This window comes from Haloactinopolyspora sp. (assembly GCF_027324685.1).
Lineage (GTDB): Bacteria > Actinomycetota > Actinomycetes > Jiangellales > Jiangellaceae > Haloactinopolyspora.
This window is the reverse complement of sequence record NZ_DAHVSH010000212.1, coordinates 1-12,612: the sequence shown is the minus strand read 5'-3', so window position 1 is coordinate 12,612 and position 12,612 is coordinate 1. Positions and strand designations below refer to the sequence as shown.

Below are 12,612 nucleotides of genomic sequence, written 5' to 3'. Positions count from 1 at the left end.
TGCGTTCTTTCGCGGCAGCTTTCACCGCGGCTCCGGGCTTGTTCTTCGCCAGGTCTTTCCCCGGACGGCGAAGCCGCCCGTTCCCCTGCGGGCGAGCTTGAACTGGCGGCGATCCGGGGACGATCTCCGGTGCAAGCCTGTCCGCGGCAGGTGGTGGCGGAGGCGGGGGTGACGGCGACGACGAAGTGGAAGGCGGCAGGTTGATTCCCTGCTCGGCACACCATGCGTCGATCGCCGCGTCGAGGTCCGGCTGCCACGCTGCCGCGTTGTCCTTGCTCACCTCACCGGTGCGCAGATCGACCCAGCCGACTCTGGCGCCATCGCTCGCGTTCACGTAGAGCCGGTCGAAACCGAACTTTCTCCATCGGCTCAGCGTCACGTCAGCCATCTCACTTCTCCCTGCATAGAAGTTGTGGGACACGACCACGGTGGCGGGCACCCCCGACAGAAACGATCACCAGATCAGAGGTGACCGTCCCGGCGAGAATGCGCCCCTGTCAGGGAAAGCCGTGAGATGAGCTCGCCTGTGACAGCGAAATTTCGCGCCTCAACCAGACCCGACGGCCACGTTGTGGAACGCCCGCCGGACGGCCTGGATGCCGACGCCGTCGCGGCTGGGGTGCACGCGGTTCGTCAGGAGGACGAAGTAGCGGCCGAGCGCGGGATCGACGAACAGGCTGGTCCCGGTGAACCCGGTGTGCCCGAACGTCGCCGGGCCGACCAGATCACCCGCGGGTGACCCGGTGCGATCACGGCCTTGCCAGGTGAGCCCGCGCGCTTCGGGACCGGTCTGGTTCTCGATCATGACCGAGAGCGTGACCGGACTCAGGAGCACCCGCTCGGTCAGATTGGCCAGCAGCGCACGGCCGAGTCGAGCGAGATCGTCGACGGTGCCGAACAACCCGGCATGCGCAGCGACTCCACCGAGGACGACCGCATTCTCGTCATGGACTTCCCCCACCACGACCCGGCCACGCCAGGCACAGTTCTCGGTGGCGACACAGCGCACCCGGTCGGCGTCGCTGGGCCGGTACATCGTGTCGGTCATTCCGGCCGGTTCGGTGACGAAGGTGGACACCAGATCGTCCAGCGTCGCTTCGCCTGCCGCTTCGGCCATCATTCCCAGCATGATCATGCCTTGAGAGGAGTACTCCACGGCCTCCCCGGGCTTGCGTCGCAGCGGTAGGTCTCGGAGCGCGTCGAGCATCGACTCGCGCGTCGGGTGATCACGGTAGAGCGGGACCTGGCCGGGCACCCCGGACGTGTGCAACATGAGATCACGCGCCGTCAGGTCCGCCTTGTCGCTGCCGCGGAAGAACGGCACGAGTTCACCGAGGGTGCTGTCGAGGGTCAGCCGCCCCTGTTCGAGTAAGGCCATGGCCGCGAGCCCGGCTATCGGCTTGGTCACCGAGGCCAGGTCGAACAGATCGGACCGGGTGAGCGCAGGCCCGTCCCATGAGCGCGTGCCGATGACACCACCGGACAGTTCGCCGCGCTCCGTGCCGACCGACCATGCTGCCGCGGAGTAGATGCCGTGGTCTCGTCCCCGAGTGAGCAACTGCTCGAGATTCACGCGATGCCCTCGACGGTCTCGGCTGGCAGCATGGCCTGCAACGTCGCCGACAACACTCCGGCTTGCTCGACGATGAGCGGGCCGAGCACCTCGACGGACTCGGCATTCACCGTGAAACTCAGCCCGGTCACGAGCAGCGCACCGGCGACCACACCACGGTGATGCCGGACCGCGGCAGCCAGCGACCGCACCGGCTCGGTGTCGTCGTAGACGTATCCGGTCGGGACCTCGTTCCCGGCGGCCGCGGCGAGCATGGCCCGTCCCGCCGCACACTCGGTGAGCCGAACCGGTACGCCCAGCCGTGGCGACACCCGGTAGGCCTGGTCGGGTTCCACGCTGTCGACGACGACGGCGGCATCACCGGACTGGATGGCGAAGGATGCTGTCAGTCCGGTGCGGGCGTGCAGTTCTTCGAGGGTGCGCCGGACCAGTGGACGCTCCTTCACCGCACCGAGGGTGGCGGCCGCGATGCCTACGAGGGCCGGCCCCACAGAGTAGAGACCGCCACCCAGCGGCTTGGTGTAGCCCATGGCAGTGAGCGAGCGAAGCAGCCGATGCGCGGTCGGCTTGGTCATGCCGAGCTTGGCGGCGAGGTCGCCGAGGCGTTGTGGGGCGCCGCTCACGGCCAACTCGCCGACCAGCGCGAACGCCTTCTCAACGGAACCCCCGGGAAGCGCTACGGGCTCAGCTTGGTCCATGGGGGCAATCTACCATCGTTCCGAAATACGGAATGGGGTTTACATTTGACAGAACGCACCGCCATGCTTGGCCCGAGTTGCTTCCGTCACCGAAGGACCCGCGGGAGCACCGGTCGCACAGCTGTGGGAGAGACATGGGTGCAAGCGCATCGCCGCCGGACCGCCGCATCACGCGGCGTTCGGCCCTTCGCCTGGCCGGTGTGGCGATCCCAGCCGTAGCCCTGTCCGGGCTGATGTCGGGGTGCGGTACCGATCAGGCCAGCACGTCGCGGCGCAGCCTCCGAGTCTCCCAACCCGGCGAACCTCGAACGCTGGACCCGCAGAAGCAGGGCGACATGCCGTCGATGAACGTCCTCATCAACATCTTCGACACGCTCACCGGCCGCGACCCCGACAACCAGCTGGTCCCTCGGCTCGCGTTGGACTGGGCGCCCGTCGACGAGCTGACCTGGCGCTTCCGGCTACGCAAAGGGGTGCGCTTTCACAACGGCGAACCGTTCGACGCCGAGACCGTCAAGTTCAGCATCGAACGATTGCTCGACCCTGAGACAGCCTCCCCCATCGTCGAGTTGCGCTACGTCACGTCGGTCACCGTCATCGACGAGTACACCGTCGACATCAACACCGACCAGCCCGACCCGATCATCCCGGAGAAGCTCTCGCTGTTCGGCGGGGTGATGGTGCCGCCCGCGCACCTGCAGGAGGTCGGTGACGCCGCATTCGCCGAACATCCGGTGGGGTGCGGGCCGTTCCGGTTCGTTCGCTACCAGCGCGCCGTCGAACTCGAACTCGAGGCGAACCCGGACCACTGGAACGGCCCGCCCGCGATCGAGTCGCTGACCTTCAAGCCGATCCCGAACCCGGCGTCGGCTCTGGCCGCGCTGCAAAGTGACGAGGTCGACCTCATCACCGGGCTCGTCCCGGATGCGGCCTTGCAACTGCGCGGCTACCAGGGCATCGAGACCAGCAGCTTCCCCGGCATCCGGACCTCGTACCTGTCCCTGGACACCGAGGACCCGGTGCTGTCCGACCGGCGCGTTCGCCAGGCACTCAACCATGCCGTCGACGTCCCTCGGCTGATCGACGCGGTGCTCGACGGCAAGGCGCGCGAAGTGCCGACGATGATCCCCCGCGAATCGTTCGGCTTCGACGAGACCATCGAGCCGTACTCACGTGATCTGGACCGTGCCCGGGAGCTGCTCGCCGAGGCCGGCTACCCGGACGGATTCAGGACCACGCTGACAGCGTCGAACGCCGATGCGTTCGTCGCCGAAGCGATCTCCGGGTTGCTCGCTCGAGTCGGCGTCGAAGCCCGGGTCGACCTGCTCGACCCTGCCGTCTACTCCGAACGCCTGACCTCGGAGAACCGTCGCGCGCTCGGGCCCATCTACTTGGCGGCGAGCACCGGCTGGACACTCGACGGCGCCAGCCTGGTGCAGTCCAACGTCCGGCGCGACCGGAGACAGAGCCGATGGACCTCCGACGAAGCTGACGCGTTGATCGACCGCGAGGAATTGTCGGTCGACCCCGACGAGCGGCTGCAGGCCTTCGCCGAGTTGCAGCGGCTGCTCAAAGAAGAAGCGCCGTTCGTGTTCCTCTACCAGATCGACAACATCCTGGTGCACACCCCGCGCGTGCACTGGCAGCCGAACGTGACCGGAGCGCTGGTGATGGAACACGCGGAGGTGCACGATGAGTGAGCGCAGTCGTGCGATGGTGCGGTCGGCGGCGTCGAAGGTGCTGTCGGCGCTGGTCGTGATGTTCCTCGCCGCGACCGTGACGTTCTTGTTGGTCCGCATCTCCGGCGATCCGCTGTCGATGCTGCTGCCCCCCGATGCGACCGCGGAACAAGCCGACGAACTCGCCGCGACGCTGGGCCTGGATCAGCCGCTGGTGGTCCAGTACGCCGACTACCTGTCCGGGTTGATCCGGTTCGACCTGGGGGACTCGCTGTTCTACAACCAGCCGGTGTCCCAGGTCATCGCCGACCGCTTGCCGGCGACGGCTCTGCTGGCGGTCTCGGCGCTGTTCATCGCGCTGGTCATCGCCGTGCCGGCGGGTATCGCCGCCGCCATGCGCCGCGGCCGCGCGAGCGACAAGGGCATCATGACGCTGATCCTGCTCGGGCAGTCGACCCCGGCCTTCTGGGTCGGCATCGTGCTGATCCTGATCTTCGCCGTCCGGCTCCAGGTGTTGCCGGCCTCCGGCCACGGGACCTTGAGTCACCTGATCCTGCCCGCCGTCACGCTGGCCGTCTACTCCGTCGCCGTGATCGCCCGGCTGCTTCGCTCGTCACTGCTGGACGTCTTGTCCTCGGACTACATGCGCACGGCCACCGCCAAGGGGTTCGGCCCGACGCATGCGGTGGTCTCGCACGGCCTGCGCAATGCGTCGCTGCCCGTCATCACCGTCGTCGGGCTGGAGACCGGAACCCTGCTGGGCGGCGCGATCCTCACCGAGCAGGTCTTCACCTGGCCTGGTCTCGGGCGACTGACCATCGAGGCGATCTCCAACCGGGACCTGCCTCTGGTCCAAGGCACCGTGCTGCTGTTCGCCGCGATCTTCGTCGTCATCAATTTGATCGTCGACGTGACCTACAGCGCTATCGACCCCCGTGTTCGGCTGGAGAAGTAGATGGCCGGTATCTCGATCGCAGCCTCGCAAGACGCCCAGACTCCCACGCATACCGCCTGGCGAGCGCTTCGGCAGAACCGATGGGGCATGGTAGCCGTCGTCTTCCTGGCCGTGATGGTTCTGACCGCCGCGCTTGCTCCGCTGATCGCTCCGCACGACCCTCAGGCCCAGAATCTGCTCGAACGACTGGCGCCGCCGTCGTGGGCCGGCGACAGCGACCATCTGCTCGGTACCGACCACCTGGGGCGCGACGTGTTCAGCCGGCTCGTCTTCGGCAGCCGGATCTCGCTGCTGGTCGGTGTCTCCGCGGCGATGCTGGCCGGGGTGATCGGCGCCGTCGTCGGGCTGCTCGCCGGCTACTACGGCGGTCGGCTCGACTGGATCCTGATGCGGTTGGCCGACGTACAACTGGCGTTCCCCTCGATCTTGCTGGCGCTGGCGGTCGTCGCCTTCCTCGGCAGCGGGCTGTGGATCGTCATCGTCGTGCTGGGCCTGACCGGGTGGGTGTCCTACGCCCGGGTGGTGCGATCGGAAGTCGTCAGCCTGAAGACCCGCGACTTCGTCACCGAGGCACGCGCGATCGGGGTCGGGAACCTGACGATCATCCGGCGCCACTTGCTGCCGAACGTCGTCGCGCCGCTGGCCACGATCGCCACGCTGAACGTCGCCTCGGCCATCGTGGCGGAGAGCGCACTGAGCTTCCTCGGTCTCGGGGTGCCCACCCACATCCCGACCTGGGGCAGCATGCTCGCCGACGGACAGCTGTATCTGGGCACGTCGTGGTGGATCGCGATCTTCCCGGGCCTGGCGCTGATGCTGACCTCGTTGGCGATCAACATCACCGGCGACGCGATTCGCGACGCCACGGACCCGAAGGTCTATCGCCGATGACCACAGTACTGAGCATCGAGAAGCTCTCCGTCGACTTCGAGCTGGGCACAGAGACGGTGCACGCCGTGCGAGACGTGTCGCTGGACCTGGCCGAAGGCGAGACTCTCGCCATCGTCGGCGAGTCCGGCAGCGGCAAGACGGCCACGGCCCTGTCGATCCTGCAACTCAACCCGGTGCCGCCCGCGGTGTACCGCTCCGGGACGATCCGGTTCGGTGCGCACGACCTGCTCGCCCTGCCGGAGGCCCGGCTGCGCGCGATCCGCGGCAACGACATCGCCATGATCTTTCAGGATCCGATGACCAGCCTGAATCCGCTGAAGAAGGTGGGTCGGCAGATCGGTGAGACGCTGCAGCTCCACCGCGACGTCTCACGGCGCGATACCCGCTCGGCGGTGGTCGAGGCGCTCGCGCAAGCCGGTGTCCCGCGCCCGGACGAGCGAGCCGAGCAGTACCCGCACGAGCTCTCCGGCGGGCTGCGCCAACGGGCCATGATCGCCATGGCGCTGGTGACCAGGCCGAAGGTGCTGATCGCCGATGAGCCGACGACCGCCCTCGACGTCACCGTCCAGGCGCAGATCCTCGAGCTGCTGGTCCAGCTGCAGGACCGGCACGGGATGGCCATCGTGTTGATCACCCACGACCTCGGAGTGGTGGCGGACGTCGCCGACCGGATCGCGGTCATGCGCTCCGGGGAGATCGTCGAGGAGCAGCCCTGTGAGCCGCTGTTCGCCGCGCCACAACACGAGTACACCCGCAGCCTGCTGGCCGCGACACCGCGACTGGCCGGCGCGAGCGAGGGAGCGTGACGATGATCGAGCTGGAACGGCTGCGCAAGGAGTTCCGCGCTCCCGGGGGCCGGACCACCCTCGCCGTCGACGACGTCTCGCTCACCGTGCAGCGGTCCGAGACGGTCGTGATCGTCGGGGAGTCCGGGTCCGGAAAGACGACGCTGACCCGGCTCCTCCTCGGGTTGCTCCGACCCACCTCGGGCACGGTACGCATCAACGGCGTCGACCTCGCCACCAGCAGCGGCGCCGACATGAAGCGGCTACGTCGTGAGATGCAGGTGGTGTTCCAGGATCCGTACTCCAGCATGAACCCGAAGCTGCGCGTCGTCGACATCGTGGCCGAGCCGCTGGTCACGCACGAGCCGAAGGCACGGGGGCGCGCCGGGCGGGCGTGGCGGGAAGCTCGGGTGGACGAGCTGCTGTCGGCCGTCGGGCTGGAGCCGGGCGCGGCCCGTCGGTACCCGCACGAATTCTCCGGCGGCCAGCGCCAGCGCATCTCGATCGCCAGAGCACTCGCGCTGAACCCGAGCATCGTCGTGCTCGACGAGCCGACGAGCGCGCTGGACGTGTCCGTTCAAGCTCAGGTGCTCGATTTGCTGGCCGCGCTGAAGCGTGAGCTCGGGCTGACTTATGTCTTCGTCACCCACAACCTGGCCGTGGCCAGTCAGATCGCCGACCGGGTCGCCGTCATGAAAGACGGCGCCGTGGTCGAGATCGGGCCGGCCGGCACCCTGTTCGAGCAACCTCAGCACGAGTACACCCGGACGCTGCTCGACGCGGTTCCGGTGCCGGATCCGTCCCGGTCGAGGCTGCGGGCGGCGCGGTCACGGGTGGCCCGATGACCTCAACCCAGCCGCGTGAGCACCAGACCGGCTCCACCGAGCAACGCGGACACCCCTTCGTCGACGTCGGCGACCACGACCTGTGGCCGTTCGGCCTCGGCATTCCACGACGTGACCGCGAGCAGGCGCTGCTCGATCCGGGCGTGGAAGTCCGGACGAGCCGAGCGCACCTCGCCATGCAGGATGAACAGGCCGGGGGCGAACAGGTGCTGAATGTTGATCAGCCCGAGGGCGAGGTTGTCGGCGTACCGGTCAAGCAGCGACTCGGCGCGCTGGTCACCGGTCGCGGCAGCGGCGACCAGATCAGCAAGGCCGGCGTCCGGGCTCAGGTTCGCCGCCCGCGCCTGGCGACGCAGCCACGGCGTCGTCGCCACCGCCTTCCAGCAGCCCACGCCGCCGCACGTGCACGCGTCACCGGCCGCGGCCACGATCATGTGGGCTCCGCTCCGCCCGCCCGGGGGCGCGATGACCTGCCCGTCATAGAGGATGCCGACGCCCAGGGTCTCACCGGTGGTCACCGACGCGAACGATCGGCGCCCCCGGCCCTGGCCGAACCATCGATCACCCATCGCTTGCAGCCGCGCCCGATGCTCGATGACCGTCGGCGCCCGGCCATGGCGTGCGATCACCTCGGTCAGGGGGAACCCGTTCAGCTGTGGCAGGTCGAGCAACTCGACGATCGCACCAGATCCGGTGTCGACCAACCCTGGGCACGCGATCCCGATGCCGCGCACCCGTTGGAACGCGAAACATCGGGCGACGTCGGCGATGACGTGTTCGAGCTGACGGGTCGACGCCTGCGGATCGAGCGGGCGCTCGACGAGCTGGCGCACCGCCCCTTCACTGCTGACCACGGCAGCACGGATCAGTCCGGGAAGCAGTTCGACCGCACCCAGCAACGCCGCACTCCCTCAGCACCAGAGTCAAGGACAAAGGTATGACTGTATGCCAGCTCACCGAGCTGACCTGGGCCGAATTGCGAGCCGCAGCCGACACCTCGATCGCGCTGCTGCCGGTCGGCTCGCAAGAGCAGCACGGCGGGCATCTGCCGCTGGGGACAGATCGGCTGCTCGCCGACGCCGTCGTCGAGCAAGCACTGTCGAAGCTCGACCCGGCCGGCCCGCACATCGTGCGTCTGCCGACGTTGCCCTACGGGTTCAGCCCGCACCATGCATTCGCCGCGGCCATCACGGTGTCGGCACAGACCTTGATCGACATCCTCGGCGAGATCGTCGACAGCGTGGTGCGATGCGGCTTCCGCCGGATGATGATCGTCAACGGCCACGGCGGCAATGACGAGTCCGTGCGGCTCGCGGTCAAACAGGCAGCACTACGCCACGACATCGCCATCGCTGCGGCGAACTACTGGAGTGTCGGCGATCCAGGCCGGTCCCCCGGCCATGCCGGCGCATTCGAGACATCGTTGATGCTGGCTGTCGACCCGGCGCTGGTCCGGCCACCGTCTTGGGACAACGCCCCGGAGCCCCCGCCGCTGTTCGAGAACCCGCCGTATCCGGGCGTCCTCGCCGAGCGGCACGGCGAGTGGGAGCGGGTCGGCGGAGTGACCGACGACGCTCGTGGGGCCACCGCCGAGGCCGGTGAGCAGCTGCTGGCTGCGCGCGCGGCGGAACTCGCCGCCGCCATCACCGCCTTCGATCGGGCCACAGCCGAAAGCCACGGCACCGCGTCGCCGCGGGCCGATAACGCCGAGAACGCTGAGAAGGGACATTGATGCAGATCAGCGCGGTCGACGTGTGGGTGGTCAACATCCCCCTCACCAATCCGTTCACCAGCTCGTTCGAGACGAAGACCGGCGAGACGCGCACCATCGTGCGGATCCGGCTCGATGGCGGGGTGGAGGGCTGGGGCGAGACCATGTGGGGCCAGCCCGTCGCGACACTGGCGCGACGCCTCGGCGACGAACTCGTCGGCCGCAGCCCCTTCGAGCTCGAGGCGTTCCACGCCAAGCACGAGATGGTCCCGTTCTTCCACGGCTACCTCGGCTACGCCGCCCTCGCGGCCATCGACGTGGCCTGCTGGGACGCGATCGGGAAGGTCACCGATCAACCGCTGGTGAACCTGCTCGGTGGTCGCGTCCGTGATCGAGTCCCCATCACCGCGCTGATCACCCGTGCCGACGCGCCGGGAGCCTCCCCCCGCGATCTGCCGCAAGCGCTGGCCGAACACGCCGCGGCCGTCGTCGAGACCGGCGGCTTCGGCGCGGTGAAGCTCAAAGGCACCCAGGACGTCTTCGGTGACGTCGAGATCCTGCGAGCGATCCGTTCCCGGCTACCGGAGGTGAACCTGCGCGTCGACCCCAACGCGGCGTGGTCGGTACCGGACTCGATCCGCGCCGGGCTTCAACTCGAGGAGCTCGACCTGGAGTACCTCGAGGACCCGTGTGTGGGCATCGACGGTATGGCCGAAGTGCGCCGCCGCGTTCGCATCCCCCTGTGCACCAACATGTGCCTGGTGCGGTTCGAGGAGTTCGCCCCTGCGGTCAAACTCGGCGCCGTCGACGTCGTGCACGGTGACATCTACAAGTGGGGCAGCATCAAGGCGACCAAGCACCTCGCCGCGCACTGCTCCACGTTCGGTCTGGGAATGAATCTGCACAGCGGTGGCGAGCTGGGTATCGCCACCGCCGCGCACTTGGCCGTCGTCGGCAGCACCCCGATCCTCGACCGCTCGATCGACAGCATGTACTACCTGCACGCCGACGACATCATCGAGCCGCTCGACTTCACCCAGGGCTCGTTCGGCCTGCCCAGCGGGCCCGGCCTGGGCGTCGTGGTCAACGAGGAGAAACTTGCTCACTACTCCGCGCTCAACGAGGAGCAGGGAGACCTGACGCACTGATCACGGTGCGCTCGGGTGTAGGTCGTCATCCTCGGTGAACAGATACGTGAATCGACCGTCCGGCGCGGTGTCGCCGTCGACGTAGAAGTCCATGACGTCGCCGTCGTCCGGCACGTTGTCGGCCCACGTGAACTCGACGTGCAGCCGCTCGCCCGCGTGGAGGCCCAGCTTCGCGCGGGGGACGGCGACGTGGAACTCGTTCCCCGCGGTCCGGTACTTCACGTCGCCGAGTCGCCGCCAGGCCCAGCCGCCCCGGCTCGCCTCGAGCGTGGCTCGGGAGTCGTCGACAACGGCGCGATTCACGACGAAGTCGTGTCCCTTCCACCCGTTCTCGCCATCGCCGTCGACATTGAGGTACAGCGACATCCAGTTCCGGTCGGCCCGGACGATCGGCTCGGCGGTGCGGGCGTAGAAGTAGAGATAGCGGTCGTCCCGGGCCACCTTCATTTCCGCGAAGTCGTTGCGACCCGAGCCGTTCGAATAGACCGCCCCGCCGAAACCGGCATGGGCCCGAGGCTGCGTGTCTCGCACGAAATCGCGATACACCGGCTCGACGTCCGCCCACTGCGCAAAATCGCCGTCGATGTCGATCGACCGCGGCTCACTGGGCGGCGCCTGCGCCCCCAGGCCCTTGTACTGCCGGATGTAATCGACCAACTGAAGGTAGTAGTTGTCGTTGTAGCCGCCCTTCATCGGCTCGGCATCGCGGCTGAACTCCGTCGTCGCCTGATCCACGAAGAAGACCGGCCGGTCGTCGGGCCGGTCCTCCTCGCCGTCCCAGCCCGGGAAATCACCGGTGAAACGTTGGGCGACCCATTCGTTCCAGCCGGTCACGGCCACGATACGCGGATCGACGTCGATTGCGTGCTCCCACTGCTCGGTGAAGTTGTAGCCCCACTTGTAGGCGTCGGGCGCCGGGTCCATCGCACCGTCGTGAAAGCTCCGTGACCAGTTCGTGCCGTGGCCGTAGAAGGGCTGATCGCTGAACGGGAAGTTGTTGTGGACGGCCACCGCCACATTGACGATCTCGGGTTCACCGTCGACCTCGAAGACCTGCTGAGGGCGCTCGAAACTGATCCAGGGAAAACCCTTCTCCTTCATCGGTTCGTTCGGCCACTGGTTCAACCGGAAGGTGAAGAAATCGCGGATCTCGTCGGAAACCTCGTCGGGATCTCCGATGATGAGCGGTTTTCCGTCGAACTCGAACCACAGCTCGCGGTACCGGCCAGGTTGATAGAGATCCGCATAGAGCTGCTCGATGGTCGCACCGGAGCTGCTGTTGGTGTAAAAGGCGATCTGCGGGACGTCCCAGCCCTGCCGGCGTACGTCGTCGAACACCTCCAGCAATCGGTCGTAGACGGGCTTGTAGGTGAACGCGTTGGTCACGTCGAAGAACAGGAAGTCGACCTGCGCGGCCGCCAGCATCTGCGCGTGGCGACGCAAGACCCAGGCGTCGTCGCTGAAGTAGTAGTCGAACAGCGGTTCACCCCAATGGTGGAATGACCCGACCGGGCCCCACACCGGGTGGTCGGGATCATGCACCGCTTCGGGATGGTCCTCGAGGATCTCGGTGATGTTGTACGGGCCGGATGTGGAATGCTGCCCCAACCACAGGAAATAGAACAGACCGACGTAGCGGTCCGCTCTCGGTTCCGGGACCTCGCCATAATGCGCCAGGGTGCGGCCGAGATCGTCGGTGGCGGTGAGATAGCCGAAATCGTCGGGGCCCGGCTGTGCAGCGGCAGGGCGATCGACTGGTTTCTCGGCGGCGGGCAGACGTTCGACGGCGGCGGTGGCGGTGGCGGTGGCCGCATCGGGCTGGAACGCCGTGGTGAACAGCGCAGGGAGCATGGCAGCTGCGAGAAGCCCACTCGCGCGCCGCGCGTATCGCTGACGCCGGTCGATGCCAGAGGTCATCTGCCTCACCCTCGCCCTGTGACCGTTTTTAACGATTCAATGTGGGCGCTCACGCTAGACGGTTGATCATCACGCCGTCAAGGCCCGCGTCGCGTTGGCGCGTGCGATGATCCGCGGGTGTTCGACGAGGCCGTCACCGCCCGGTCCCGCGCGGAGCTGGGGATCCCGGCCGGCCCCGACGAGACCTTCGACCTGGGCGACGACGACACCATCGCCTCGGTCCGCGAGGCGCACAGCGCGGCGTGCCAAGCCTCGCGACGAGCCGTGGCCGCCATGACCCTGGACGACGTGGTGCGCGGCAACCGTCGCGGCCCGTTGCCGCTGCGCTGGGTCTACATGCACATGCTGCGTGAGCTCGCCCAGCACTGCGGGCACGCGGACATCCTGCGCGAGCAGATCCGGTACGGAGT

Annotated in this window: 11 protein-coding genes and 2 pseudogenes; 8 read left to right on the top strand and 5 right to left on the bottom strand. The window is 67.7% G+C overall.

Going from position 1 to position 12,612, the window contains the following annotated elements; all coding sequences use genetic code 11:
* The 3 genes and pseudogenes from M6444_RS22520 to M6444_RS22510 all read right to left on the bottom strand — a co-directional run.
* Positions 1-388: pseudogene (locus tag M6444_RS22520) on the bottom strand (hypothetical protein); the annotation flags it as partial.
* A gap of 159 nt (positions 389-547) precedes the next feature.
* A complete protein-coding gene (locus tag M6444_RS22515) occupies positions 548-1,573 on the bottom strand; it encodes a serine hydrolase domain-containing protein (protein WP_298332725.1) in 1,026 nt (341 codons plus the stop codon).
* Complete coding sequence (locus tag M6444_RS22510; RefSeq protein ID WP_298332723.1) at positions 1,570-2,271, bottom strand: helix-turn-helix domain-containing protein; 702 nt, start codon at positions 2,269-2,271, stop codon at positions 1,570-1,572. The genes M6444_RS22515 and M6444_RS22510 overlap by 4 nt, the downstream gene beginning before the upstream one ends.
* A gap of 134 nt (positions 2,272-2,405) precedes the next feature.
* Here M6444_RS22510 and M6444_RS22505 point away from each other — a divergent pair, with 134 nt between their 5' ends.
* From M6444_RS22505 to M6444_RS22485, 5 genes are read left to right on the top strand one after another with little or no spacing between them, the layout of a single operon-like run.
* The gene (locus tag M6444_RS22505; protein WP_298332721.1) at positions 2,406-3,971 is read left to right on the top strand and encodes an ABC transporter substrate-binding protein; all 1,566 of its coding nucleotides are present in this window, start codon (positions 2,406-2,408) and stop codon (positions 3,969-3,971) included.
* A complete protein-coding gene (locus tag M6444_RS22500) occupies positions 3,964-4,905 on the top strand; it encodes an ABC transporter permease (protein ID WP_298332719.1) in 942 nt (313 codons plus the stop codon). The genes M6444_RS22505 and M6444_RS22500 overlap by 8 nt, the downstream gene beginning before the upstream one ends.
* Positions 4,906-5,796: an ABC transporter permease gene (locus tag M6444_RS22495; RefSeq protein ID WP_298332717.1), complete on the top strand. Its 891-nt coding sequence runs from the start codon at positions 4,906-4,908 to the stop codon at positions 5,794-5,796.
* Positions 5,793-6,602 (top strand): ABC transporter ATP-binding protein, encoded by an 810-nt coding sequence (locus M6444_RS22490; protein ID WP_298332715.1) that lies wholly within the window; start codon positions 5,793-5,795, stop codon positions 6,600-6,602. The genes M6444_RS22495 and M6444_RS22490 overlap by 4 nt, the downstream gene beginning before the upstream one ends.
* Positions 6,603-6,604: 2 nt before the next feature.
* Complete coding sequence (locus M6444_RS22485; RefSeq protein WP_298332713.1) at positions 6,605-7,426, top strand: ATP-binding cassette domain-containing protein; 822 nt, start codon at positions 6,605-6,607, stop codon at positions 7,424-7,426.
* Positions 7,427-7,428: 2 nt separating this feature from the next.
* Here the strand turns inward: M6444_RS22485 and M6444_RS22480 are convergent, their stop codons facing one another.
* The gene (locus tag M6444_RS22480; protein ID WP_298332711.1) at positions 7,429-8,325 is read right to left on the bottom strand and encodes an ROK family protein; all 897 of its coding nucleotides are present in this window, start codon (positions 8,323-8,325) and stop codon (positions 7,429-7,431) included.
* Between the two features lie 38 nt (positions 8,326-8,363).
* On the opposite strand from M6444_RS22480, the gene M6444_RS22475 reads away from it, so the two are divergent.
* Entirely contained in the window at positions 8,364-9,158 is a 795-nt protein-coding gene (locus M6444_RS22475) for a creatininase family protein (protein WP_298332709.1), read from the top strand.
* Complete coding sequence (locus M6444_RS22470; RefSeq protein WP_298332707.1) at positions 9,158-10,285, top strand: enolase C-terminal domain-like protein; 1,128 nt, start codon at positions 9,158-9,160, stop codon at positions 10,283-10,285. The genes M6444_RS22475 and M6444_RS22470 overlap by 1 nt, the downstream gene beginning before the upstream one ends.
* Here the strand turns inward: M6444_RS22470 and M6444_RS22465 are convergent, their stop codons facing one another.
* A complete protein-coding gene (locus M6444_RS22465) occupies positions 10,286-12,202 on the bottom strand; it encodes a hypothetical protein (protein WP_298332705.1) in 1,917 nt (638 codons plus the stop codon).
* A gap of 120 nt (positions 12,203-12,322) precedes the next feature.
* Here M6444_RS22465 and M6444_RS22460 point away from each other — a divergent pair.
* Positions 12,323-12,612, top strand: a pseudogene (locus tag M6444_RS22460) (DUF664 domain-containing protein); the annotation flags it as partial.